The organism is Streptomyces sp. NPDC059816 (assembly GCF_042732055.1).
Taxonomy (GTDB): domain Bacteria; phylum Actinomycetota; class Actinomycetes; order Streptomycetales; family Streptomycetaceae; genus Streptomyces.
The window spans coordinates 1-23,890 of record NZ_JBHWIQ010000022.1; the positions used below are offsets into that span (position 1 = coordinate 1).

Here is a 23,890-nt window from a genome sequence, read left to right on the forward strand (position 1 = left end):
GCCTGGCCCAGTGTGCGTTGTGGCGGGTTGATTGAGTTGCGGCCCCATAGCAACCTTTTTCGCGGGCGGGGGGCGGGGGGGGGCCGTACCCGCCGCGGCCCGCAGCCACTCAGCAGACGGGATGAACCGTGACCACCCCTGCGTACACCGTGGCTCCCCAGTCGGGAGAGCGGAGCCTGCCCCTGGGCGAGGCGTTCGACCGCGCGCGGTCCGCCGTCGCCGCCCTCTCGGTGGAGGCCGATCTGGAACCCGTCCTCGACGGCAGCCCCGGCACCTGGCGGTGCATCCTGCGCCGCGACGGCGAGGACATCCGCACCGGGCTCGGGTTGGGCAAGGGGAGCCGGGACGAGGCCCGGACGGGAGCCCTGTTCGAGGCGCTGGAGCACTACCTCTGCGGTGTGGACGGACTGGACCCGGCGGAGATCCGGCCGGCGCGCGGCCACGTCCTCGCCGAGGGCCCGTTGTCCCGCGACATCGCCGTCGAGCTGCTGGGGCGGGCTCCGGACGAGTCGCTGGGGTGTCTGCCGTACCGGTCGCTCGTCGGTGAACCGGACGCTCTCGTCCCCCTCTTCCTCTCCATGCCCGAGTACCTGGGGGCAGCCGGAGCGCGGGCCCGCCGGGTGGCCGGGGACGGCTACGACTACCGTGCGGTCGGTCGCTACTCGGTCAACAACGGCTGGGCCGCCGGCGCGGACCCGGTCGAAGCCGCCGTGCACGCGATCAACGAGTTGCTGGAGCGGGACGCGCTCTCCCTGCTGCTGATCGGCCAGTTCCTCCGCGAGCGTCCCGAGCGGCTGGCCGTCGTGGACCCGGCGACGCTGCCGGACGAGGTGGCCGCGCTCCTCGCCTTCGCCGAGGCGCGCACGGGTCGACGGGTCCATCTGATCGACATGACCAGCGACCTCGGTGTCCCGGCGTACACGGCCTACCTGCCCGCCCCGCACGGGCAGCCGGCCAGGATCTGCGGGTGGGGTGCCTCGCTGTCGCGCCGGTACGCCGTCACCCGGGCCGTGAGCGAACTCGTCCAGCTCCACAGCACGATGCACCTGCGCGAGCAGTACGCCCACCTGCTGCCCGAGCAGCGCGACGACACCGGGCCGTACCCGAAGCTGCACGCCTGCTACCTGTCGGACTTCACGACCGCCCTGGCTTCGGCCGAACTCAGGGCGTACCGGGACACGGTCGCTCCGGACACGCCCCGGGGCCACCTCGACCGGCTCCTCGCGGTGCTACGGGGCCATGGCTTCGCCGTCTACCAACGTGACCACTACGTCACCGCGGACCTCGCCGTCGTCAACGTGTTCGTGCCGGGATTGGAACGGTTCATGCTCGTCACCGACGGGCAGGTCGTCGTTCCCGGTGCCCGTGGGATGGCGGCCCGCGGACGTGGCTGAAGCACGATGGCGCCCGCTCGTCCTCACCGACGCGCCCCCGGTGGCGGCGCTGCTCGCCCGGTGCGAAGCGGCCGACGGGATCGGGGTGTCCGTTCGGGGCGCGGAAGGCGTTCACGAGGACCTGATCGCCTCGGGCCTCGACCTGGACGGTGGCACCACGTCCCTCTGGTGCGGCGGTGAGCCGGTCGCCTACGCGACCACGCGCGTCCAGGAACACGCCGGTCCCGTCCACCAACTGACCCTGGACATCGCGGTGCACCCCGCGCACCGCACCATTTCGATGGTCCGTCAGCTCCTCGACTGGTGCCGTGACACCGGTGTCCGGCGCCACCACGCCATGTACGACGTGGCCTTGTTGGAGCTCCACGTCCGTACCCATCACGGTCAAGCGTGGCTCGCCGGGGCGTTGGACACCGCGGGGTACCGGCGCGCGCGCAGTCACTGGGGCATGCGGATGGACCTCAGTGCCCAACGGCCCCTTGCCGCACCGGCGGTGCCGATCGGCACCGAGGTCGTGCCGTTCGACGACGCGTTCGACGCGCAGCTCCTGGCCGCCCGCAACCTGATCTTCGCCGACCACTGGGGCAGCGCTCCGATGACGGCGCGGACGTGGCGCCACACGCTGACCGGGAGCCCGTACTTCAGGCCCGGGTCCTCTTTCCTCCTCCTCTCGGAGCACGAGCGGGAGATCCTCTGCTACTTGCTCTGCACCGAGCTCACGGACACCGGCACCGACCGCGAGCTCTACCTCGCCAACGCCGGTACGCAGCCCGCGCTGCACGGCAGGGGTCTGTACCGCGCCGTCTTCACCCACACCCTCGCCCGGGCGCGGGACCAGGGCTACCGGTGGGCCGTCCTGGACGTCGACTCGACGAACCCCATGGCGGCCGGAGGCTTCTACGAGCGCATGGGCCTGCGGAGGTTCCGCACCTGGACGACCCATGTGCACTCACCGTCCACGACGACACCACCCACAGCGCCCTCCACCAGCCCGTAGGGTCCACGACACCGATGCGGCGGCCGGTACATCAGCGCCGCGGGGTGATGAAGGCGTCCCCCACGACGTATCCGTCCAGCCCGTGGAGTTCGCCGTACGCGATCAGGTCGCTGGTCCGGTTGATGAACCCGCGCCCCGAGTAGTTGAGCGAGGTGTTGCAGAGCACGCTGAATCCGGTCAGTTCGCCGAAGGCCGTCAGCAAATCGGCCATGTCCGGGTTCGCCGTCGGGTCGACGGTCTGGGTGCGGGCCGTTCCGTCGACGTGCGTCACCGCCCGCAGTGCACTGGACTCGACCCGGCTGAAGTAGAGCATGTAGGGATCGGGGAGCCCTCCACCGAACCAGCGGCCCGCGTCCTGCGCCAGACAGATCGGGGCGATGGGGCGGTAGCTCTCGCGTTGCTTGATCCTGTTGAGCCGGACCGTCGTCTCCTCGGTGAAGGGAGCGGCCAGGATCGAGCGGTTCCCGAGTGCGCGGGGGCCGATCTCCCAGCGGCCCCGAGCCCAGCCGATGATGCCCCCGTCACGGAGGAAGCGGGCGACCTCGCCGTAGCGCACCGGGCGGACTTCGTAGCGTTGCGGATCGAACTCCAGGTCCTCGACGAACTCGCCACCCGCGTAGACGTCCCAGTCCAGGTGGGCCGACCCGGTGTAGAAGTGCTGGGCGTCGATCGCGGTCCCGATCGCGGAACCGCTGTCATTGGGGCACGGCGGGACGTACACCGCGGGGAAGAGTCCGCACTCGCGCCAGCGGCGGTTCCACTCGCAGTTGAGCCCGCAGCCCCCTGAGATGAGCAGCGGGAGGCCCTCCGTCAAGTGCTGCCGGGCGTAGGCGTGGAACCGGTCGAAGATGGCGTCGGACAGCCGGGCTGCGAGGCTCTTGTACGCGTTCGACTCCACGCCGATGTTGTGGAACGGGGAGTCGGCCATGCGGTTCTTCAGGCTTCCGGTGATGACCTTCCGCTGGCCGAGGATGAAGTCGATGGCCTCCTGCTCCGCCTGGTTCGCCGAACGGTCCTCGGCGAATCCGGCCAAGGCCATCTGTTTGCCCGCGTCCTGGAAGCGGACGAACTCCTGGTGCGGACTGAAGTGGGGATCTGCGAGTGCGAAGCCGTAGGAGTACTTGTTGCCCGGGTGGTTGAGGACCTCCTTGAGATGGGTCACCTCCCCGCGCTCGTCGATGCGGTAGAACGAGCCGATGTTCCCTTCCCACACCAGGCTGTAGAAGGGCTGGTCCTGACGGAACGCCGACATGCCGTAGGACGTCATGATGTGGGAGCGCTCGTGCGTGGAGGAGAAGACGCGCACGTTCTTCCCGAAGAACCGGCCGGCGGCGTCGGAGATCGCGGATTCACCCACACCGAAGTATCCGGCACGCGAGGGTTGGTCGGTGGCCTGGGTCCCCTTGATCCAACCGCTCATGGCGATGACGTCCGGCTGTTTGTCCAGCCGCTCCGCCGCCACGGCGTACACCTCGGCGGTCAGGCCGCTGTAACGGATGAACGTGTCCTTCTCTGCCTCCAGGGAGAAGAGCAGCCTGCCGTCTTCGACCGCGGCGATCGCCCCGTCATGGCCTTCCTTGAGGGAGAGGATCAGCATGGTGGTTCCTTTCTCCGGGCGTCTGCGACCTGCCGGGTGAGCGTCGAGGTCGAGCGGGGCCGTCGAGGTCTTCGGTGTCGTGATCGGGGACGTCATCCGGGCGGGGCCGCGAGGACCTCCAGGGCGAGCCGATGCAGCCGCGGGTTGGCGGAGAGGGCGCCGGTGCCGCTGTGGGGCGAGGCGCCGAGGAGATCGGTGCAGACGCCGCCGGCTTCCGATACGAGGATCTGCACCGCGGTGATGTCCCAGGGGTTCACGACCGGTTCGGCCGCGATGTCGAGGGTTCCTTCGGCAACCATGCAGTGTTGGAGGAAGTCCCCGAAGGCGCGGTCCTCCCAACACGCCTCGGCCAGGCGCAGGTAGGCCGCACGTGAGTGGAAGACGTCCCAGGTGCGTGTGCTGGTGGTGGACAGGTAGGAGTCGGCGAGGCGGGTGTTGCTGGAGACCCTTAGGGGAACGGGGGCGCTGTCGACCGATCCGCGCCGTAACCAGGCGCCCCGTTCAGCCGCCGCCCACCAGCGGCTGGCCAGGGCAGGGGCGCTGATCACGCCGACGGTGGGGCGGCCGTCCTCCAGCAACGCGATCAGCGTGGCCCAGACGGGTACCCCGCGCAGGAAGTTCTTGGTGCCGTCGACGGGGTCGACCATCCAGGTGCGCCCGGTCGTGACGGAGCCGCCGGTCTCCTCCCCGGCGAAGGCGTCGTCCGGGCGGGCGAACCTCAGCGCCTCGCAGACGGCTGTTTCGACGGCCGTGTCCGCGTCGGTCACGGGAGTACGGTCCGGCTTCTCCCGGATCCGCAGGTCATGGGCTTGGAAGCGACGGACGGTGATGCGGTCCGCGATGTCGCCTAGTTGCAGGGCCAGTTCGAGATCGCCGTGTCGTGGCATGGAGTGCCTCACCTGCACGCATCGTGGGTTTCATGGGCTCGGCCCTCGGCAGTCCGGACGGCGGGCCAAGGGCTCCCGGATCACTTCGGGTGCAGTTCGAGCAGGTGGTACTCCATGACCCGTACTTCCTCGATCCGACGCACTCGGTGGACCAGTTCGACCCGCATGCCGGATTCCTCGGCGCAGGCGTCGAGCCGTTCACGGTCCCCGAGGTCGGCCGTGCCCAGCAGCAACCTGCCGCCGGGGGCCAGATGCTCGTGGGCGCCCGCCAGGTACCGGGCCTGACCCTGGTAACCCGGGTCGAAGACGGCGGAGTGCAGATCGGTGGAGAGCGGGAAACCGTCCTCCACGTAGGTCCAGGGCACGTTCCAGAAGACGGCGTCGAAGCGGTCCGTGGGCTCAAGCGCCGTGTACATGTCGCTATGGAGGACGCGTACCCGGTCGCTCACACCGTGCCGCTCGGCATTGGCAACCGTGTTGGCCACTGCCTTCTCGTTGATGTCCAGCGCGGTGACGGAGGCACAGCCGTGGAGCGCGGCCATCACGGAGACGACGCCGGTGCCGCAGCCGACCTCCAGGAACGAACCGCCCTGGGGATAGGGCACGATCGAGGCCATCACCTCGGTGGCGGCGCTCAGGGTGCCAGGGAAGACACCTCGGTGCAGGCTCCACTCCCGCCCCAGCAGGGTGAACGAGTCCGGCAGGTCGTCGCCCACGAGGGCGTGTTGCAGGGCCTGGGCCACGGTCTCGGGGGACTCCTCGAACGTCATGGGCTCTCCCTCTTCGCTGGTGGTGGTCAACGGGACGGCCCGGCCGCGTACCGCGCGAGTGCTTCACCGTGGCGACCGATCTTGCGGAAGGCTTCGGCGTACTGGTCGATGAGCTTCGTGTCCTCGGGCCAGTTGGTGAAGGTGGGCAGGGACAGTGCGTGTCGCTCGACGTGCTCGGCATGTGATCCGGTCGCCGGTGCGACGCCCTTCTTCGGCGTTCCGGGAAAGAGGGGGTTCTCCGGGCGGGCGTAGAGCGGCAGGGTCGACAGCCGCGGACCGGACGGGGCGCCCACCTCCATGCCCTCGGCGCGCAGCGCCTCGATGAGCACGGAGCGCGGGACGCCGCCCAGGGCATCGGGCCGGTAGAGCGGCTTGTAGCCGTACCAGGCGCCCATGTCGACGTGGTGAGCCACGTGCACCGGCTCCAGGAAGGTCACGTCACCGAGCTGCTCACCGAAGTAGCGCAGACAGCGGTGTCGGGCCTCCTTGCGGGCCGGGAACGCTGCGAGCGCGTGTCGGGCGACGATGGCGTTGAACGGCGACATGCGCAGCTTGAGCCCGAAGCCGGTGACCCAGTGCGCACGCAGGTCCTCGTCGAGGACGGCGTCCCGGGAGCGGTCCCGGTAGTGCCCGAGGAGAATGGCGCGGTCGTGCACCAGAGGGTCGTTGGTGACGAGGATGCCGCCCTCTCCCGCGTAGACGGCCTTGTTGGCCTGGAGGGAGAAGACCGCGGCGTCGCCGAAGGTGCCGACGGGCTTGCCCTTGTAGTGGCTGCCGTGGGCGTGGGAGCAGTCCTCCAGGACGCGCAGCCCGTGTCGCTCGGCGATCCGCAGGATCGCGTCCATGTCGCAGGGGTGGCCCCATTGGTGGACGACCGTGATGACCTCGGTGTGCTCGGTGAGGGCGGCTTGCAGTGCCTCGGGGTCAAGACCACGGGTGTCGGGGTCGATGTCGACCAGGACCACGTCACCGCGGAGTGCGAAGACGGGGCTCAGCGCCGCGTGGTAGGTGAGTGCCGGTCCGACGACGTCCACGCCGTCCCGTACTCCGAGCGCGAAGTAGGCGGCGAGGAGGGCGCTGGTACCGGAGTTGAAGGCGACGGCGAAGCGGGCTTGGTCGTTCAGGAAGGTGAGGAAGTCGGCCTCAAGCCGGCCGATGGGGCCGCTGTTTCCCTTGATGGAGATGTCGGTGTTCCGCTGCTCGGCCAGTTCGGACAGCTCGGTCTCGTCGGCGGGGGGCGGCCACACCTCGTGCGGCAGCGGCTGTTCGATGGCCGGTGCGCCTCCGAAGAGGGCGAGTCGTTCGGCGGTGGTCATGTGTCCTTCCTGTGTCCGCGATTGGGCTCGGGATCGGGATCAGGCTCGGCTCGTCGGGCCTGATCGGGGTCAGGCGCACCGGTGCGCGAGTTCGTTCTGCTCACGTGATCGGTCCCGGTAGATCCTGTCGATCGTGCGCACCGCGGCGAGTTGACGCTGGATGTGGTCCTGGCGGTAGCGGCGGTCGTCCAGGTGTCCCAGATGGTGGGTGATCATGGAACGCACGGCGGCGGTCTCGGGACCTTCCCAGGTGTAGCGCTCCAACGGCAGCCCTCCGATGGAGTGCACGGTGGCGACCCGAGGGGCGACGTTCAACGCGCCCTCCTTACCGAGCACGCAGAGGTGTTCGACCTTCTCGTGGTTGTGTCGTGAGATGCGCAGCGAGCCCGCCAGCCCCGACGAGGGATAGCTGCACAGGAGGCTGACGAGATCCTCCAGTCGGCGATCCCGCATCTCCTGGTACTGGTGCACGAAGGCGGAGTGCACTCGGGGAGGTTCGGGTTCGGGGAACATTCCGCTGAGCACGTCGATGAGGTGGTAGCCCATGTCGAGGAGCACACCGCCCATCGCCTGCTCCCTTGAGGCGCGCCACCCCGTGGTCGGATGAGCCAGGTTCAGGTGGTAGTCGTAGGAGAACCAGTACGGTTCCCCGATCCGTGCGAGGTTCTCTCGGGCGAACTGGAACACGGGGTTGAAGTTCCGTTGCAGCAGTGTGAGGACGCTGCGATCAGCCCGTTGCGCCAGGTGCATCAGCTGCCGTGCTTCCCGTTCGGTGACGGCGAACGGCTTTTCCTTGATGACGTGCCTACCGTGCGCCAGGAGTTTCATGCAGACCGGGAAGTGCTCACTGTGCGGCAAGGTGACCACGGCGACGTCGAAGTCGACTGTCTCGAGCGCCTCACCGAGGAGGTCATAATGCGGGAATCCCCACTCGTCAGCAAGTGATGAGGCCGCCGGGGCGGGGTCGACGCCCCCGACGATATCCGCGCTCTCCCGCAGGATCGGCAGATACTCCTTTCCCTGATGTCCAGCAAATCCGACCACCAGTACCCGCCGCCGCGGATGCACATCCTTCAACCTATCGCTGGGCATGCAGAATATCCCCCTCACAGAAGGTCACTTGAGGATGACGCGGGCAGCGGGGAGGCTCGTGGAGACCCATCTCGGCCTCGTGGCCGCGGGGTCTTCAGACAGCCGTGCGACGCTTCCCGGCCTCGTCGGCGAGCCATGCGTGCGCTGCGACCACAGCATCCTTGATGAAGTTGCTGCCGCCGCGCCGAGCGTTCTCGTCGAGCATGGAGACTTCCTCGGCCGTTACCCAGGCGAACTCGGTGTGCTTGTCCCGTTCGAGTTGGGGCGACGAGAGGTCCCCGTCCACCTCGACGACGTAGTCCGACTCGACGTGCCGTCGTCCGTTCGCCGTCCACTCCTCGTGCATCACCCGGGCAAGGACTTGACGCAATTGCCACCCGGTCTCCTCCGTGACCTCCCGGTGGAGCGCGTCCAGGAGGGACTCGCCTTCCTCCACCGCGCCGCCGACGACGTCCCAGCACCCGGGGAAGAGGCGTCGGCTGGCCGATCGGCGCTGGACGAAGATCCTGTCGTATGGGTCGCGGATCAGCGCGCCCACCATCAGTCGCGGTTCGTTCGTCTCGGTCACGTATGTCTTCCCCGCGCTCGTTCAACCCCGACCGGACGGGTCCCCGGGTTGCGAGCGACGGCCAGGGCACCGTCCAGGAACACCGCGGCGGCAACAGCGTCGTTGATGCCCGGCGTCACGGGCACCGAGTTCAGGTGGGCTCGTTCGACGACAGCGCGCGCAGCGGCCCCGCCGAAGCCGACGGTCATGAAGTTCTCGGTGGTACGTCGCTCAGTGAACGAGCACGACACGAGCCTCGCGGGCTGGCGGGCCCGGATCTCGATGGTCGGCATCCGGCCTGTCTCCAGGGTGACGCGGCCGACAAGCATGTGGACCATTCTTCCCTCATCTCACCTGCACACGAAATCCACATGCGCCACGCATCAGAAAAAGCATGAACAGATTCGAACGATCCGCACGACAACAAGAAAGCAGTCCGAAACATCAGCGGATCGCGATTGAAAGGGTATCTGCGCTCCCGACGTCATTACCACCCGAAATCTCGGGAGAACATGGGTTCGCATTGACCTTCGGACGTGCCGACTTCTTCCGAAAACAGCACCAACCCACATGCCGCTTGAGCGCAACCCGATGAGTGACGCGAATCCGGCCGGACGCAAGGGCTCCGGCATCCCGCACCAATCCAAGGGCCACCACCTCAACCGCCCCCTTTCCCGGCCGAGGGGCCGTTCCTCACCTCACGTCGCCTAAACGATCATTTCTTGCCACCGTTGCCTGTTTTATCGTTGAACATGTTGGCTGGATAAGCCACTCGCCGTGGCTCAACAACCTGCCTTCCGTCCCGTCAGGGAGAGCACCCCCACTGGGTGCAGCAGGCCGTACCCCTCGACCTGGCGGCTCAAGACAGCCAGACGGGTGCACCGGGGAAGGTGCGCGCTCTCCGATGCCACGGGTGGTGGAGTGCAACGCGAACCACGGAGGCCGTGGTCAGACTTCGGCTGACCCACGGTGGGGCAGGGGAGGGTTGCCGACAGCGTCTGTAGTACCACTGCCGTTCTCCTGGGGCAGATCCTTCCGTTCACGGCCGACGGGCGACCAGGAAGACATAGCCGACCTGTTCGAGCGCACCGAACCGGGGAAGGGAGCGGGTGAAGTCGAAGAACTCGCGATGGGGGTCGTCAACGGACGGCGCAACTCCCTCGAAGGCGTCCGCGAACGCCCGGTAGGTACGCCGGACGTGCTCTCCGATGTCGTTGAACTCCACCACCTCAAGACCGGCGCGGTCGAGGGCAGCGCGAAGTTCCGACGCCTCGGGCAGCGAGGGGGACCGAAAGGCCCGGCACGTCTGGCGGACGATCTCCGCGGCGTCCCCGGTCACCGGCGACCTGAGGAGCACATCAGTGATGACCAGCGGACTACCGGGTCGCAGGGTGCGGGCGATCTCGGTGAGGGCGGTGGTCCGGTCGCGGATGTGCATCATGGACTCGATCGCCCAGGCACCGTCGAAGGACGCGGCTTCGAAGGGCAGTGCGCAGGCGTCGGCGTATCGGAAGTCGACCCGGTCAGCAAGCGCGGTGGCGTCCGCCCGGGTTCGAGCGAGGTCGATGTCCCGGCTGCTGACGGAGATTCCTGAGACACCCGCGCCCGTGGCCCGGGCGATACGCAGGGCGGGCCGTCCAGTTCCGCAGCCGACGTCCAGCAGGCGCTGACCGGGTGCGGCGGCCAGGCGCCCCGCCACGAGGTCAGTGAGCCGGTCGGTGGCTTCGTTCAGCGAGCGGTCGTCAGCAGCGCTGTCCCAGTAGCCGACGTGGATGTTCCCGTCGACCGCTGCGCCGTCCACGACCGCGGTGTGCTCGTTGTCGAGCCGGCCGACGTCCGGCGACGATGGACCGGTGTGGTGCATGGACGGGTCGTTGGTCATCATGCTCTCCCTAGCGTGAAGGGGGTGTCATCTGGTGAGCAGGAGGCCCGCCTGCCGCGTGTCCCTGAGCGGGCGGTCAAAGACCTGCAGTACGGGCGGGTCCGTGTGGACCCGCCGGGAACGGAAGGGCACTGAGCTCCAGCAGATACACACACGCGTGCGTTCACGTCCGGCGGGCCGAGGCCGCGGTCGCCCGCGTGTTGACACCGTGGAGGGTGTCCCGGGGAACGCTGGAGCTCTGGTCGGTAATGACGGGGGACGGGTACGGGGACTCCGCGTCTGGAGGCATCACCGATGGAGCGGCAGCAGGCGCTCATCCCCGCCGTTCCGGGGAGGGCACCACCGAGGAGCGCGTCCAAGCTGGAGTTGGACAAGTCGCCGTCGGTCAGGTGGGGACCTTCTCCCTCCGGCGATGATGACGAAGGGAGAGGTGCTGGTGAGGAAACATCGATCCGGATCGGTGCCGGTGAAGCACACGCCACAGGACGAGGGGCAGGGAGGCGGAGACATCCGCGATGTATGTGCCGTAGGCCCACTTCAGTTGGCATCTGATGATGATGGCCATCGACCGACCATTGTCCTCACGGACATGCAGTTCGTCCAGGGTGCCCCGTGGAGGATGCGCTTCTCGTGCGGGGCCGAGAGGGGCGTTGGCAGCCGCTGACGGCGGGCCGTCGGTCTGGTACTCGACGAGTGAACGGCGCAGGCGACGATGACTGCGGGCGTGCCGGCCCTCCGCGGGCAGGGACTCAGCTGCGGGACATCGGGCGGGTTCCCACGATCGAGGCTAAGAGGGAGACCGCCGAGGGCCCTGCTGCACAGCGACTGAGGACCGTAGGCTTTGCGAATGTCGACCTCCTCAAAGCCCGAGTACGACGGCCTGATCTTCGACTTCTTCGGGGTCCTGACCTTCAACATGGGCGAGGTGACTCGTACTTTGAGGACAGGGAGGGGCTCACGCGGGGCGTCTTTCTACGCGCGTGGGCCGACCCTCGAGGGCAGGAGCTGTTCCGGCTCGCACGGTGTCGGGGCGATCAGGACCTCGGTGGGGGCGCACTGCGCAGGGCGTCCACCGCAACCGGGGTTCCCGCGCGTGGGGCTCTTGGTTTCCTGAGGTGTCGTCGAGTTCCGGCGCTCTGAAATCCATGAGGGTGAGCCCGTCGAAGTCTACGGGGATCCGTCGCCGGTCTCCTGCGGCGTGGAGTTCGAAGCCCTGCCCGTTGGCCGCGAGGTGGATCAGGGTGGCCACTCCGGGGCCGATGGAGGCGCGGATGACAGACCAGAGTTCGTCGCGCACGCGGGCCGAGATGGTGCCAACGTAAAGTCCGGGGGTGGGTTCGATCATCCAGCGGGTGAGTGCTCCGCGGACGTGGTCGGGGACGGCTTGTTCGACGACCGTGGCGTCCTCGGCGTGGTGGGTTCCGTACGGCCCCGGGCCTTTCCTGGTCCGGGGCCGTGGGGTCAGGGCTGGACCGTCAGGCGGTAGAACTCGAGCTGGATGCCGTCCGGGTCGCGGAAGGCGATCGCGTCGCCGGTGGGCTGTTCGATGATGCCGCTGTTCGGGATGCCCAGGTCGGTCAGCTTGCTGAGCTGAGCGCGGAGTTCTTCGGGCGAGTCGACGGCGAACGACAGGTGGTCGAGGCCAGTGCGGCGCGGGGAGAACGGGGCGGGGTCCCGGTCGTCGTGCCGGATGAGGCCGAGCAGCGTCCCGGCGGGCGTCTTCAGGTAGCGGTAGGCGAATCCGTACTCCTCGTTGGTGCCGTCGAGGACGCACGTGGCGTCCAGGAGCCTGGCGTACCACTTCTCCGCGTGGTCGAGGTCGCTGACGCTGAGGTCGACGTGGGACAGGGCGTATCCGGACATGGGAGGGGCCTTTCGCAGGGGCTGCGGGTCAGGGGCGCCCAGGGCGCGGTGGGCCGCTTCCAGGACGGTGTGGGTGAGTCGTCGCGCGTCCACGGGCGCGGGGCTGGAGATCAGGTCGTACAGGAGCGCGTCGGCGAGGCGCGGGCGTTCACCGACCGGTAGACGATGCGGCGCAGGTCGGCGTGTTCCAGGGCGTGTTCGATGATCCCGGTCAGCAGGCGGTCGAGGGTGTCCCACCATGGTCCGCCGTCGTCGAGGACGGCCCCGGCGCGGGCGAGGAGGGAGTCGACCGACCGCTCCCAGAGCGCGCCGAGCACATGGTCCTTGGAGTCGAAGCAGAGGTAGGAGGTGCCCTTGGCGATCCCCGTCCCCTCGTGACCTACTCGTCGAACCCGAGGGCGCCGAAGACGGCCAGGCCGCCCTCCAGGATCTCGGCGCGCCGGTCCGGCGCGCTCTTCCTGCTGGTGCCGGCCCGGGTGCGGCGCGGGCTGCTGCGATCGTTCATCCGGATCGGCTCCGGTCGTGGCGGGCGGTCAGTTCAGAGCCTCCTCCGTCCAGGCGCGGAGGGCGGCGGGGGGCATCTCCCTCACCTCTCCGACGGCTCTTGCCACGTGGTCCGGTCCGCCCAGGTCGGTGAACTTCCGGCGCATCAGGCGGGCGTGGTGGAGGCGGGTGTGGGGGCCTGCGGCGCCGTGCGGGACTAGACGTTCCCTGCTCGCGGTGCGGCCGTCAGCGAGGCGGACGATCACGCGGGCGCCGGTGGCCTTGCGCGCCCCGGTGAAGTCGGTCGGGGCCCGGTCGGGCCGCGCGGTGGCGGCCATGGCGGCCAGTTCTGGGCCTCCAAAGCCTTCGAGCCAGGGGGCGGCGTCCGACCCGGCCCGGCGGATCGCCTCCCCGAAGGGGGCCTCCGAGGCGAGGAGGGCCCGGGTCATGACGGGGTCGTGGACGAGCCGGACGCGTCGCACGGTCCGCCAGCGGGACTCCTCGTCACGATCGGGCGCGGTGAGGTCGGCGACGGTGAGGCCGCCGGTGAGGAGGGCGGTGGCGACGGTGTACGGGGTGTGCAGGACGAGCGCGCCGAGGGGGGCGCCGGGACCGTGGACGTATCGTTCCGCCGTGCGCTGGGCGGCGAGCGTGTAGAGCGAGGTCTCGACGACGACCTCCTCGACGGCCGCCTCGATCGCGTCCCGGTCGCCGAGGCGGTCGAGCGCGAGTTCGCGGTGCAGGTCGAGCGCGCAGTCGACGGCCGCGTCTACGCCGGGTCCGCCCGGGTGCGTCTTGAAGGAGAGGGTCTCGGTGTGCCAGCGCTCGCCCAGGCCGTCGGTGACGGCTTCGGCGAGGGGCACGGTGGCGAAGCGCGCGAGAAACCCGTCGGGGTGTTCCAGCAGGTCGGGCGGCCCGTGGAAACCGGCGGTCGCCGCGTCGCAGGCGTCCATGGCGGTACGTACCGGGGCGAAGGTGCTGAACAGGCGGGCATCACTGGCCAGGAAGGCCCGTAGGAGGGGCCACGGGGGCTGGGCGAGGGCCAGCCCGAGGGCGTCTGTCCAGGTGTCGGCTCCGGCGCCCTCGCAGTGGAGGCGGCCGACGACGGCGCCGACGAGGTGGGTGTGCAGGGCGCTCTGGCCGCGCAACGGGCCCAGGGTCGCGGCGGCGGTGACGCGGGCGGCGCACTCGTTGGCCGCGACGATCGCGGTGAGGAGCGCGGCCCCCTCCAGGCCGAGGCGGTGGGCGTAGGCCAGTGGGACGGCGACGGTGGAGGGGGACAGGTGCCCGGCGTACGCGGTGTCGTCGAGGTTGAGCCAGGAACCGAGGCCCGCCAGGACGCAGGCGGAGGTGCGCGGGTCGTCCTGGAACGGGGGCCCGAACGTCCGGACCATGCGCGCGCCCGGGGGCTGTGCGGCGCCCGTGCGGATGGCGGCCAGCTGGGAGAGGAGCTGGCTGGCGGCGAGGGAGAGCACCCGATCGGGCACGTCCTCGGGACGGAGCGCGGCGGCCCATCGGGCGAGCGTGGCCAGTGCGGGGGTGTTGTCCGGGGTGTTGTCCGGGGTGGAGGAGTGGGTCGGAGCCGCAGAGGGGGTCGGTGCGGCTCCCCGTTGGGTGGGGATGGCCTCGCAGGCCGGCGCGGGCGTGGTCGCGGGGTCCAGTGCACGGATTGCTCCGGGGTCCGATGCGGGCGCGGTTCCGGCCTCCGGCACGGGTGCCGTTCCAGGGTCCGGCGAGGGTGCCGCGCGGTGCGTGTCCTCGTGGAGGCTCATGCAGCGGGGGTCAGTTCGGTGACCGGTGCGCCCCACACGGGGATCATCGCGGGAAGGACCTTCAGGGTCATCGCGGTTCCGTCGGCCGGCTGGAGCTCCCCGTCGTGCTCGAAGCAGAGCGGGTGGCCGTCGAGGCGTTCGACGCGGATGGTCCGGCCCCGCGCGTAGACGACGCCCTGGCGGTTCAGGTGGGCGCCGGTCAGGGTCAGTCCGGCCACTTCGGAGGGGTGCACCTCGGAGCCGAGGACGCAGACGTCGAGCATCCCGTCGTCGGGGACCGACCAGGGCAGGACGACGTACTGGCCGCCGCGTATGCGTCCGCTGCCGACGTTGGCGAAGACGGTGCCGCCCTCCTGGACGACCGAACCGTCGACGGTGACGCGGCCGGGGTAGGCGGTGAACGTGCGGGCGGTCTCGGCCAGGGCCCGTTCGTAGCGGGCGGGCCCGGTCAGGGAGATGCCCCGGGCGGTCTCCAGGGCCTGCGCGATGAGGCCGCTGCACGCGCCGAGGAAGACGAGGGCGCCGGTCTCGACGAGGAGCGCCAGGTCGATGTGGCGCGTTGCGGTGTCCTGCGCGGGGCCGGCGACGGCGGCGCGGACGGCGTCCTGCCAGGGGAGGTCCCCCCAGACCATCCGGTAGCCGGAGTTGCCGGTGCCGGCGGGGACGATGGCGAGCGCGGCGGTGGCGGGCCGGTGGTTGTCGGCCATCCCCGCGATCACCTCTCCCACGGTGCCGTCGCCGCCGATGGCGACGATCAGGTCGGGGGCCTCGCCCCGGGGGCGGCGCAGCGCCGTGCGCACGGTGTCGCGGGCGTCCTGCCGGTGGCGGGTGATGTGGACGTCGACCCGTTCGAGGTGCTCCCGACACAGGTCGGTGGCTTCCGTCGGGGTTTCGGGGGCCATGGTGCCGGCCGTCGGGTTGACGACGATGAGTGCCCTGCGCGGGCGGAGGGCCTGGGGTGCGGTGGTCGGGGCCGACACCCGGGGATCGTTGGTCATGGCGTCCTCACACGTGGGCGGGAACGAACGGGAGGTCTGCCGGAAGACGGCAGGTGATCTTCCTTTCTTTCGACCGTAACAATATGACCGACGGTCGGTCAATCGTGCGAGAGAGGCTTCCCGGAGCCTCTCCGGGACCTCTTCGGAGCCGCCCCGCGTCCCTCCCTGGCGCCCTCCCCGGCGTCTTCTCCGGACGCCGCCCGGGAAGCGGGGCGCGCCGCCGCACGGGCTCCCGGGTCCTGCCGGGCCCTCCCGGCGGGCAGCATCAGCCCTACGTCAGAACCGGGTCAGAGCCGACTGCCACGATCAAGTTCCGGTTCGCCCCGTTCCCATGTGCCGGTCAGCACCGGGACCCATCCGGAAAGGCCAAACATGCTCTCGGACGGAACAACAGAGGAGGAATTCTCCGTGCATTCCGCCTCTTCTGACCGTGCGTCAGAAGAACGCCAGGCACCCCTCCGCAGTTACAAGCTCTACGTCGCCGGCAAGGACGTCGAAGGCGACGGCTGGGTCTACACCGTGAGCGGCAGATCGCTCCTGGAGGACGTGTTCACCAGCGTGACGCTCAAGCGGTCCCTGGAGAAGGACCCCGAGTCGGACGCGGCTCAGCACCCTTACGTGGTGGGACGCTGCGCCATCGCGAGCGACGAGGCCCTGGGCCTGGCGAGCGAGGCCGCTGCGGCCGCCGCGCCCGGCTGGGCCGCCTTCCCGCTGGAGCGCCGCATGCGGCTGGGGCACCGCTTCCGCGAGGAGCTCGAACGACGCCGGGACGAGTTCGTCGACTTGCTGATCGCGGAGGCCCACCCCGCCAAGCTCGCGCGCTGGGAGTACAGCTCCCTCCTCCAGATCTTCAGCGAGGAGAGCCTCGGCTGGTACCAGGAGCAGATGCACACCGAGTTCCGGCACGGGCAGCGCCGCCTGATCGTGCGCCGTCAGCCCGACGGGGTCGTCGCCTTCAACCCGCCGCAGAACGCTCCGCTGCCCAGCGCGGCCCTCGGCGTGCTGTGCCTGATGGCGGGCAACACGGTCGTCATGCGCGCCCCGCGCAGCATCGCCCTCAGCACCATGTGGCTGATGCGGGACGTGATCGCCCCGATCCTGGAGGAGCTCCACGCCCCGCCCGGCACGCTCAACGCCCTGTGCGCCAATCCCAAGCAGACGATGGACCGCTGGATCACCGACCCGCTGATCGACGACATCTTCTACATCGGCGGCAGCCAGGAGGGCCTGCGCCTGGAGCGGAGCTGCGTCGAGAACAGCAAGAAGGCGATCCTCGAGCTGGCCGGCAACGACAGCGTCGTCGTCTGGTCCGACGCCGACATCCCCAAGGCCGTCGAGGCCATCACCGAGGCCTTCTACGGTTCGGGCCAGATCTGCATGGTCCCCAACGGCGTGCTGGTGCACCCGGCCGTCGCCGACGAGCTGCTGGCCGAACTTCAGGAGCAGGTTGAGCGGATCAGGCCCGGCTATCCGGAAGAGGAGGACGTTCTGCTCTCCCCTGTCCGGCGCAGCGAGCGGTTCTTCCGCCTCCTCGACCAGGCCCTGGACCAGGGCGGGACACTCGTCACCGGCGGACGCCGCATGGAGATCGACGGCACTCCGTCCGACACGGGCGTGTTCCTGCAGCCCACCGTCGTACGAGTCGACGGGCTCGCCCGGGCCCGCGAGTTCGACATCGTCCGCGAGGAGACGTTCTTCCCGCTGATCCCCGTGGTCGTCGCCGAACCGGCCACCGAACAGGAACTGCTCGCCCGGTTCGTCGACTTCACCAACGCCAACCCCTACGGCCTACGCAACTCGCTGTGGGCCCGGTCGGACGAGATCATCGACACCTTCGTGAGTCAGGTCGTCAACGGCGGCCTGCTGAAGATCAACGACTCTCACATGGGCTGCGTGCCCTACCTGCCCACCCACGGCGGCACCGGTCTGACTGGCGGCGCCTTCGGCGAAGCCAACTACCCGATGCTCAAGACCTCCCACCTGCAGGGCGTGAGCATCGCCAGCGGTGTCAGCCCCTACGAGGCGGTCTTCGGCGCCTGAGCGGCCCGCTCCGTCTCCCCTTCCCTCTCCCACCGGAGGCACCCATGCGCTCTCTTGACCGTGCCCGCGCCGTCTGCGAGCAGTACCAGCCCGGGCTCCTCAAGGCGCTGGAGGAGATCCCCTTCGACCAGCGAGAGAAGCCCGGCAGCGTTGCCATCGACGTCTTCCGCGCCCACGGCGGCGTCGGACTGCTCATCCCTGCCGAGTTCGGCGGCGCGGGGGCCTCCCCGCTGGAGGCGGTCCGCGTGCAGGAGGCCCTGGGCGCGGTGGCGCCGTCGCTGGCCGCCGCCACGGCCATGCACCACTTCACCGCGGCCATGCTCTACGCGCTGACCGACCGGCAGGACCGGCTGACCCCCGCCCAGGTGGACCTGCTGCACCGAATCGTGCCCGAGCAGAAGCTCATGGCCTCCGGCTGGGCCGAGGGCCGCACCCAGCAGAACGTCCTCGCCCCGACCGTGACCGCGGAGGTCACCGAGGGCGGGTACCTCCTGCGGGGCGCCAAGAAGCCGTGCAGCCTCTCGTCCTCCATGGACCTGCTGACGGCCAGCGTCTCCGTGCCCGGCGCCGACGGCGCCCCCGAACTCGCCCTCGCCCTCGTGCCGGCGGACTCCCCCGGCCTGACCGTGCACCCCTTCTGGGGCTCCGGCCTGCTGGCCGGCGCCGAGAGCGACGAGGTGCGCCTGGCGGAGGTGTTCGTACCGGAGGAACTGGTGGTAAGGACCTCCGCCGACGACCCGAGCCGGCTGGACGACCTTCAGACAGCCGGTTTCATCTGGTTCGTCCTACTCATCTCCGCCGGTTACACGGGCGCCACGGCCTCCCTCGTCGAAGAGGTGGTCACGCGCGAGCGGGGCAACTCGACCGAACGTGCGGCCCTCGCGCTCGGCCACGAGGCGGCCGTCGCCCTGCTCGAGGGCGCCGCGCGCGCCTTGGAGACCGGCGTCGACGGGGAGGAGGCGGTGGCAGGCGCCCTGGTCGCCCGTTACACCGTCCAGGACGCCCTGGTCGCCAACGCCAACCGAGCGCTGGAGCTTCTCGGCGGCATCGACTTCATCACGGGGACCCCGAACGCGACGATCGCCGCCTCGGTGCGCCCCCTCGCCTTCCATCCGCCGGCCAGACCCGCCGCGGCCGAGCCGCTCCTGCGCTACTTCACCGGCGGCCCGCTCGAGCTGGCCTGAGGCCCCCGCACCGCCCCCTTCCTTCCACCCCGCTTCCCTTAGGAGTGACGACTCGTGACCGTGGTCCAGGACAACCCGACCGGCGCCGCGGCGCCGAGCACGGAGGCGGAGATACTCCGCCTCTACCGGGCCCACCTCAGCAAGGGCCGGGCCACTCTGGCCGAGCTGTTCGGCAGCCATATGGAGGTGGACTCCTCCGGAGCGTGGCTGACCACCAGTGACGGCGAGCGCTTCCTCAACGCCGGCGGGTACGGGGTCTTCATCATGGGCGCCCGCCACCCCCGGGTGGTCGAGGCCGTCCAGCGCCAGCTCCACACCCACCCCGCCGCGACCCGCATTCTCCTGGAGCCGACCGCGGCCCGGGCCGCCGAGGCGCTCGTGTCGGTCATACCCGAGGGCCTGGACCGCGTGCACTTCGCTCTCTCGGGCGCCGAGGCCGTGGAGACCGGGCTCAAGCTCGCCCGGGCCAACGGGTTCAAGCGCACGGTCTCCATGATCGGCGGCTATCACGGCAAGACGCTCGGCGCGCTGTCCGCCACTGCCAAGGACGTCTACCAGCAGCCGTTCCGGCCGCTCGTGCCCGACTTCCTCCACCTGCCGTTCGGCGACGCGGACGCGCTGGAGGCCGAGCTCGCGGCCCACCCCGGCGAGGTGTGCGTCATCCTCGAACCCGTCCAGGGCGAGGGCGGCGTGATCATCCCGCCGAAGGGCTACCTCAAGCGCGTCGAGGAACTGGTCCGCCAGTACGACGGTTTCCTCATCCTCGACGAGATCCAGTCCGGCCTCGGCCGGCTCGGTGAGTGGTGGGGCGCGGACATCGACGGCATCGTGCCCGACGTCATGCTGACGGGCAAGGCGCTGGGCGGCGGCGTGCTGCCGGTCTCCGCGGCGGTCGCCACCCACAAGGCGTTCAAGCCCTTCGACAAGGACCCCTTCCTCCACACCGCGACGTTCTCGGGGCAGCCGCTGCTCATGGCCGCCGTCCAGGCATCCATCGAGACGATCAAGGAGGAGCGGCTCGTCACCAAGGCCGTCGAGCTCGGTGCCGTACTACTGCGGGGGATCACCGACATCGCCCGCCGCAACCTCCCCGACCAGCTCGTGGAGGTCCGGGGGCGCGGTCTGCTGATCGGCGTCGAGCTGGTCGAGGCCGGGCTCGCCGGCGAGCTGCTGATCGAGTTGTTCAACCACGGGGTCGTCGCCAACCACTCGATGAACGGCAGCTCGGTGGTGCGCTTCACACCGCCGGCCACCCTGACCGGGGCCGAGGTGCAGATCCTCCTCGACTCCTTCGACAAGGCCACCCGCGACCTGGTCCGGGGCGCGGCCACGATGCCGGAAGGCGGTAACTGACCGTGCGACACGTAGAGATCAAGATGCTGGTGCCCTCCCAGGAGGCCCGGACCGTCTTCGCGTCGATCATCCGCTGGGACAAGTACCCGGACCTCGCCCCCCACGTGCACGCCACCACCGTGCACGCCACCCTGCCCTCGGGCGAGCGCAGTTCGAGCTGGGAGCTGCACTTCCGCAGCGGTCTGTTGCGCTGGACGGAGCGGGACGAGTTCTCCGTCGAGGACCTGACGGCCCGCTTTGAGCAGACCGACGGCGACTTCGACAGCTTCGTGGGCGTGTGGGCGCTGCGCCAGGAGGGCGAGGACGTGGCCGTCGACTTCGAGGCCGACTTCGACTTCGGCATCCCCAGCCTCGAGGGCATCCTCGATCCCATCGCCGAACGCGTGATCAAGGAGAGCGCGGCCTGGGCCGTCACCGGCATGTTCCCCGGCACCAAGCTGCTCGGGGACGCCAACCTCAGCGACATCCGTCCGGAGACGGCCGCGGTGTGAACCGCCGCCCCGACAGGAGCTGAACCGTGGATCAGGCGAACCCCTTCGAAACACCGCGCACCTACTCGCTCCACCGTGCCGAGTACCTCGTCGGCCTGGCGGTGACCACCGGACTGATCATCGCCCACCTGGGCGAGATCAGGTGGATCCCGGCGATCGCGCTGTTCTTCTACATCGACCTCATCGGGTACGTTCCCGGCGCCATCGCCTTCCGAAGAAGCGGCGGCCGCCCGATCGCCAAGACGTACTACGTGCTCTACAACGTGATGCACAGCCTCATCACGCAGGCCGCGGTCGTGGCCCTGTGGTGCTGGCTGATCGGACCGGAGTGGGCGCTCCTGGTGATCCCCTTCCACCTCTTCGGCGACCGGGGCCTCTTCGGCAACTTCATCAAGTCCTTCGCGCTGCCCTTCGAGCCGGTACGCCAGCCCGGCTACCTGCGACTCCTGGACGACCTCGGCATCAAGCACCCCAAACCCGTGGGCCACGTCTCCGACCCGGCGCCCGTCGGGCACCTCCCCACCGCGCAGGTCGCCGCGCCCGGCCGGCCCGCCCGTCAGGAGGCGACGCGATGAGCACCGCCCTCCGCCCGCGCAGCGGGCCGGCGGCTGGGAACCGCACTCCCGAGGGCCGGCTGCGCCGGCGCCGGGCCCTGTACCAGCTCGCGGCCCCGGTGGCCGTGCTGACGGTGCGCCACGGGGAGGTGCTCCACGGGACCACCGTCAGCACGGTGACCACCGTCTCGCGGGAACCGCTGCTGCTCGCCACCTGCCTCAGGCGGGGGTCGCAGTTCGCCGACCTGGCGGTGGCGGCCGGCCGCTACGCGGTCAACGTCCTCACTGCGGAACAGGCGCACCTGGCGCGGTACTTCGCCGACAGTTCGCGCCCTGGCGGGGCGACGCAGTTCGCCGGCCTGGACTGGGAGCCCGGCCCGTACGCGCACGCGCCGCTCCTCGACGGCGCGTTGGCCCACTACACCTGCCGACTCTTCGGCTCCACCCCGCTGGGGGGCCAGGAGGTGCTCATCGGCCACGTGACCCACGCCGCCGTCGGAGCGGGCGACCCCCTGCTCAGCTACACGGGCGGACTCTTCAGCGGACCGCTCACCCCGGTCCGGGATCCCGGACCGGGCAGTCAGACCAAGAAGGAGACCAGCGCATGACCGAGCCCGTGGCCGTCGAGGCCGACTGGGACAAGGCACCCGGCCTGCTCGACGGGGCGAAGGAGCTCACCCTCGGCCCCGAGGAGTGCGACCTTTCCTACTGGATCACGTCCGTGGCCCAGGGAACCCTCCGGGACCGCGGCGACACGGGGCACCACGCCGACGCCGTCGTCCCCGAGTTCCTCAAGGAGCCGGGACCGCTCAGGGACGCCCTCACCCTGGAGTTCGGCTTCCGCGCCCTGTCCGAGGAGATGGCCACCCGCATCCTCGGCCGCTACGTCACCATCGCCCCGGGCATACCGGAGATGGAGTTCTACGCGACCCAGCTCCTCGACGAGGCCCGACACGCGAGGGTGTTCCGCAACCACCTCGTCGAGCTCGGCCACCCCGCCGACAGCCTGCTGCGGGACGTGGACGAGATGGCCGCCGACTACCGCCGCCGCGTGCTGGAGCCGGTGAAGGAGTTCACCGACGAGATCGTGACCGGGCAGTCCGACTTCATCGGCGGGGTCGCCGTCTTCGCCATCGTCATCGAGGGCGTGCTCGCCCCGGCGGCCGAGCTGAGCGAGCGCAAGTGGACGCCGCTGTCGCCCGCCACCGGGGAGATCTCCCGGGGCACCGCCATCGACGAGATCCGGCACCTGACGGTGGCCAGCACCATCCTCCGCGACCACGTCGTCAAGCACCCGGAGTACCGGCCGAGGCTGCTGGAGATCCTGCGGGCCGGCGTCCGGCTCTGGGACGAACTCCCGGACCGCGAGTACGTCCTGCCGCGCGAGGAACTGTTCCAGAAGGGCATGCAGGAGCACGTCGACCTGATCCGCGACTACGAGCTGTGGCCCGGCGTGCGGATGCTGGACACCACCCCCGAGCAGCGGTACGACATGGCCGAGCAGTGGACCGACGAGATGGCCGAGGCTCGCATGGCTTACATGGGCCTGCCCGTCGAGGTTCTGGCGAGCGGCCAGGGGGGCGGCGCGGAATGACGGTCTCATCCCGGGCCACGGCAGCGGGGCGTGTGGCGGTCGTCGCGGGCATCGGGTCGTACGTGCCGCCGGACGTGGTGACCAACGAGGACCTGACCCGCCGACTCGACACCTCGGACGAGTGGATACGCAGCCGCACCGGCATCGCGACCCGCCACGTGGTGTCCCCCGGCACTGCCACCTCCGACCTGGCGGTCGAGGCCGGGCAGCGGGCGCTGAAGTCCTCGGGCCGGGACGGCATCGACGCCGTGGTGCTCGCCACCACGACGCCGGACCACACGTGCCCCGCCACCGCGCCCGCCGTGGCCGCCCGCCTCGGCCTGACCGGCGTACTGGCCTTCGACGTGGCGGCGGTGTGCACCGGCTTCCTCTACGGCCTGGCCTCCGCGTCCGGACTGATCGCGGCGGGTATCGCGGACCGGGTGCTGCTGGTGGCGGCAGACGCGTTCACCACCATCATCGACCCCGACGACCGCACGACCGCCGTGATCTTCGCCGACGGGGCGGGCGCGGTCGTGCTGCGCGCCGGCGACCCCGGGGAGCCCGGCGCGACGGGTCCCTTCGTCCTGGGCAGCGACGGCACCCGCAGCGACCTCATCGAGGTGCCGGCCGGCGGGTCGCGGCAGCGGTCCTCGGGCCGGGCCGCCCTCCCCGGCGACCACTACTTCCGGATGCAGGGCCGCGACGCGTACCGGCACGCGGTCGAGCGCATGACCGCGGCCTCCACGGAGGCGGTGGAACGCCGCGGCTGGACGCTGGACGGCATCGACCGGTTCGCCGCCCACCAGGCCAACGCCCGCATCCTCGCTGCTGTCGCGGACCGGCTGCGGATCCCGGACGAGCGGCGACTGTCCAACATCGAGCACGTCGGCAACACCGGCGGCGCGTCCCTCCCGTTGCTGCTCTCCCAGGCGGCGCAGGGCGGCCGGCTGACCGCGGGCCAGAAGGTCCTGCTCACCGCGTTCGGCGGCGGTCTCGCCTGGGGCGCCACCGCCCTGCGCTGGCCCGACATCGATCCGCTCTGAGAAGTCCCTCACCGCCCCCCGCTCCTCACCCACCCACCAGTGATCACCCAC

At 70.2% G+C, this 23,890-nt stretch carries 24 protein-coding genes; 10 read left to right on the forward strand and 14 right to left on the reverse strand.

Features of this window, described 5'->3' with window-relative positions:
- Nucleotides 1-128: 128 nt before the first annotated feature.
- Nucleotides 129-1,394 carry a YcaO-like family protein gene (locus tag ACFV88_RS25955; protein ID WP_385494297.1) on the forward strand — a complete coding sequence of 422 codons (1,266 nt, stop codon included), beginning with the start codon at nucleotides 129-131 and terminating at the stop codon, nucleotides 1,392-1,394.
- On the forward strand, nucleotides 1,387-2,391 hold the full coding sequence (locus ACFV88_RS25960; RefSeq protein ID WP_385494298.1) for a GNAT family N-acetyltransferase: 1,005 nt from the start codon (nucleotides 1,387-1,389) through the stop codon (nucleotides 2,389-2,391). The genes ACFV88_RS25955 and ACFV88_RS25960 overlap by 8 nt, the downstream gene beginning before the upstream one ends.
- Before the next feature lie 31 nt (nucleotides 2,392-2,422).
- Here the strand turns inward: ACFV88_RS25960 and ACFV88_RS25965 are convergent, their stop codons facing one another.
- The 14 genes from ACFV88_RS25965 to ACFV88_RS26030 all read right to left on the reverse strand — a co-directional run bounded on the left by ACFV88_RS25965 (nucleotide 2,423) and on the right by ACFV88_RS26030 (nucleotide 15,598).
- Entirely contained in the window at nucleotides 2,423-3,988 is a 1,566-nt protein-coding gene (locus ACFV88_RS25965) for a carbamoyltransferase C-terminal domain-containing protein (protein WP_385494299.1), read from the reverse strand.
- A 92-nt stretch (nucleotides 3,989-4,080) separates the two neighbouring features.
- On the reverse strand, nucleotides 4,081-4,875 hold the full coding sequence (gene hisN, locus ACFV88_RS25970) for a histidinol-phosphatase (protein WP_385494300.1): 795 nt from the start codon (nucleotides 4,873-4,875) through the stop codon (nucleotides 4,081-4,083).
- 80 nt (nucleotides 4,876-4,955) lie between these two features.
- Nucleotides 4,956-5,645: a methyltransferase gene (locus ACFV88_RS25975; protein ID WP_385494301.1), complete on the reverse strand. Its 690-nt coding sequence runs from the start codon at nucleotides 5,643-5,645 to the stop codon at nucleotides 4,956-4,958.
- Nucleotides 5,646-5,671: 26 nt separating this feature from the next.
- On the reverse strand, nucleotides 5,672-6,961 hold the full coding sequence (locus ACFV88_RS25980) for a DegT/DnrJ/EryC1/StrS family aminotransferase (RefSeq protein ID WP_385494302.1): 1,290 nt from the start codon (nucleotides 6,959-6,961) through the stop codon (nucleotides 5,672-5,674).
- 69 nt (nucleotides 6,962-7,030) lie between these two features.
- Entirely contained in the window at nucleotides 7,031-8,053 is a 1,023-nt protein-coding gene (locus tag ACFV88_RS25985) for a Gfo/Idh/MocA family protein (RefSeq protein ID WP_385494303.1), read from the reverse strand.
- Between the two features lie 94 nt (nucleotides 8,054-8,147).
- Nucleotides 8,148-8,621 (reverse strand): NUDIX hydrolase, encoded by a 474-nt coding sequence (locus tag ACFV88_RS25990; protein WP_385494304.1) that lies wholly within the window; start codon nucleotides 8,619-8,621, stop codon nucleotides 8,148-8,150.
- Entirely contained in the window at nucleotides 8,618-8,929 is a 312-nt protein-coding gene (locus tag ACFV88_RS25995) for a hypothetical protein (RefSeq protein WP_385494305.1), read from the reverse strand. Before ACFV88_RS25995 ends, ACFV88_RS25990 begins: the two co-directional genes overlap by 4 nt.
- A 710-nt stretch (nucleotides 8,930-9,639) precedes the next feature.
- Complete coding sequence (locus ACFV88_RS26000) at nucleotides 9,640-10,485, reverse strand: SAM-dependent methyltransferase (protein ID WP_385494306.1); 846 nt, start codon at nucleotides 10,483-10,485, stop codon at nucleotides 9,640-9,642.
- 952 nt (nucleotides 10,486-11,437) lie between these two features.
- Nucleotides 11,438-11,947, reverse strand: coding sequence for a type I-E CRISPR-associated endoribonuclease Cas2e (gene cas2e, locus ACFV88_RS26005; protein WP_385494401.1), 510 nt, complete (start codon nucleotides 11,945-11,947; stop codon nucleotides 11,438-11,440).
- A complete protein-coding gene (locus tag ACFV88_RS26010) occupies nucleotides 11,944-12,438 on the reverse strand; it encodes a VOC family protein (protein ID WP_385494307.1) in 495 nt (164 codons plus the stop codon). The genes cas2e and ACFV88_RS26010 overlap by 4 nt, the downstream gene beginning before the upstream one ends.
- Before the next feature lie 17 nt (nucleotides 12,439-12,455).
- A complete protein-coding gene (locus ACFV88_RS26015) occupies nucleotides 12,456-12,662 on the reverse strand; it encodes a hypothetical protein (protein WP_385494308.1) in 207 nt (68 codons plus the stop codon).
- Between the two features lie 62 nt (nucleotides 12,663-12,724).
- Nucleotides 12,725-12,850, reverse strand: coding sequence for a hypothetical protein (locus ACFV88_RS26020; protein WP_385494309.1), 126 nt, complete (start codon nucleotides 12,848-12,850; stop codon nucleotides 12,725-12,727).
- Between the two features lie 28 nt (nucleotides 12,851-12,878).
- Nucleotides 12,879-14,600, reverse strand: a complete 1,722-nt coding sequence (locus tag ACFV88_RS26025) for an MmgE/PrpD family protein (RefSeq protein ID WP_385494310.1) — start codon at nucleotides 14,598-14,600, stop codon at nucleotides 12,879-12,881.
- A complete protein-coding gene (locus tag ACFV88_RS26030) occupies nucleotides 14,597-15,598 on the reverse strand; it encodes a diacylglycerol/lipid kinase family protein (protein WP_385494311.1) in 1,002 nt (333 codons plus the stop codon). Before ACFV88_RS26030 ends, ACFV88_RS26025 begins: the two co-directional genes overlap by 4 nt.
- 408 nt (nucleotides 15,599-16,006) lie before the next feature.
- On the opposite strand from ACFV88_RS26030, the gene ACFV88_RS26035 reads away from it, so the two are divergent.
- The 8 genes from ACFV88_RS26035 to ACFV88_RS26070 are packed head-to-tail and all read left to right on the forward strand — an operon-like array spanning nucleotide 16,007 to nucleotide 23,839.
- Complete coding sequence (locus tag ACFV88_RS26035) at nucleotides 16,007-17,638, forward strand: aldehyde dehydrogenase family protein (RefSeq protein WP_385494312.1); 1,632 nt, start codon at nucleotides 16,007-16,009, stop codon at nucleotides 17,636-17,638.
- A gap of 44 nt (nucleotides 17,639-17,682) precedes the next feature.
- Complete coding sequence (locus ACFV88_RS26040; protein WP_385494313.1) at nucleotides 17,683-18,822, forward strand: acyl-CoA dehydrogenase family protein; 1,140 nt, start codon at nucleotides 17,683-17,685, stop codon at nucleotides 18,820-18,822.
- A 54-nt stretch (nucleotides 18,823-18,876) separates the two neighbouring features.
- Nucleotides 18,877-20,175, forward strand: a complete 1,299-nt coding sequence (locus ACFV88_RS26045; protein ID WP_385494314.1) for an aspartate aminotransferase family protein — start codon at nucleotides 18,877-18,879, stop codon at nucleotides 20,173-20,175.
- 2 nt (nucleotides 20,176-20,177) lie between these two features.
- Nucleotides 20,178-20,666, forward strand: coding sequence for an SRPBCC family protein (locus ACFV88_RS26050; protein ID WP_385494315.1), 489 nt, complete (start codon nucleotides 20,178-20,180; stop codon nucleotides 20,664-20,666).
- A 26-nt stretch (nucleotides 20,667-20,692) separates the two neighbouring features.
- Nucleotides 20,693-21,241 (forward strand): hypothetical protein, encoded by a 549-nt coding sequence (locus ACFV88_RS26055; RefSeq protein WP_385494316.1) that lies wholly within the window; start codon nucleotides 20,693-20,695, stop codon nucleotides 21,239-21,241.
- On the forward strand, nucleotides 21,238-21,828 hold the full coding sequence (locus ACFV88_RS26060) for a flavin reductase family protein (protein WP_385494317.1): 591 nt from the start codon (nucleotides 21,238-21,240) through the stop codon (nucleotides 21,826-21,828). The genes ACFV88_RS26055 and ACFV88_RS26060 overlap by 4 nt, the downstream gene beginning before the upstream one ends.
- Nucleotides 21,825-22,814 (forward strand): VlmB-like protein, encoded by a 990-nt coding sequence (locus tag ACFV88_RS26065; RefSeq protein WP_385494318.1) that lies wholly within the window; start codon nucleotides 21,825-21,827, stop codon nucleotides 22,812-22,814. The genes ACFV88_RS26060 and ACFV88_RS26065 overlap by 4 nt, the downstream gene beginning before the upstream one ends.
- Nucleotides 22,811-23,839: a beta-ketoacyl-ACP synthase III gene (locus ACFV88_RS26070; RefSeq protein WP_385494319.1), complete on the forward strand. Its 1,029-nt coding sequence runs from the start codon at nucleotides 22,811-22,813 to the stop codon at nucleotides 23,837-23,839. Before ACFV88_RS26065 ends, ACFV88_RS26070 begins: the two co-directional genes overlap by 4 nt.
- Nucleotides 23,840-23,890: the final 51 nt, after the last annotated feature.

Coding starts and splice junctions, on each gene's coding strand:
- ACFV88_RS25965 (WP_385494299.1), bottom strand. CDS start 3,988: ATGCTGATCCTCTCCCTCAAGGAAGGCCATGACGGGGCGATCGCCGCG.
- hisN (WP_385494300.1), bottom strand. CDS start 4,875: ATGCCACGACACGGCGATCTCGAACTGGCCCTGCAACTAGGCGACATC.
- ACFV88_RS25975 (WP_385494301.1), bottom strand. CDS start 5,645: ATGACGTTCGAGGAGTCCCCCGAGACCGTGGCCCAGGCCCTGCAACAC.
- ACFV88_RS25980 (WP_385494302.1), bottom strand. CDS start 6,961: ATGACCACCGCCGAACGACTCGCCCTCTTCGGAGGCGCACCGGCCATC.
- ACFV88_RS25985 (WP_385494303.1), bottom strand. CDS start 8,053: ATGCCCAGCGATAGGTTGAAGGATGTGCATCCGCGGCGGCGGGTACTG.
- ACFV88_RS25995 (WP_385494305.1), bottom strand. CDS start 8,929: ATGCTTGTCGGCCGCGTCACCCTGGAGACAGGCCGGATGCCGACCATC.
- ACFV88_RS26000 (WP_385494306.1), bottom strand. CDS start 10,485: ATGATGACCAACGACCCGTCCATGCACCACACCGGTCCATCGTCGCCG.
- ACFV88_RS26020 (WP_385494309.1), bottom strand. CDS start 12,850: ATGAACGATCGCAGCAGCCCGCGCCGCACCCGGGCCGGCACCAGCAGG.
- ACFV88_RS26025 (WP_385494310.1), bottom strand. CDS start 14,600: ATGAGCCTCCACGAGGACACGCACCGCGCGGCACCCTCGCCGGACCCT.
- ACFV88_RS26030 (WP_385494311.1), bottom strand. CDS start 15,598: ATGACCAACGATCCCCGGGTGTCGGCCCCGACCACCGCACCCCAGGCC.
- ACFV88_RS26040 (WP_385494313.1), top strand. CDS start 17,683: ATGCGCTCTCTTGACCGTGCCCGCGCCGTCTGCGAGCAGTACCAGCCC.
- ACFV88_RS26060 (WP_385494317.1), top strand. CDS start 21,238: ATGAGCACCGCCCTCCGCCCGCGCAGCGGGCCGGCGGCTGGGAACCGC.
- ACFV88_RS26065 (WP_385494318.1), top strand. CDS start 21,825: ATGACCGAGCCCGTGGCCGTCGAGGCCGACTGGGACAAGGCACCCGGC.
- ACFV88_RS26070 (WP_385494319.1), top strand. CDS start 22,811: ATGACGGTCTCATCCCGGGCCACGGCAGCGGGGCGTGTGGCGGTCGTC.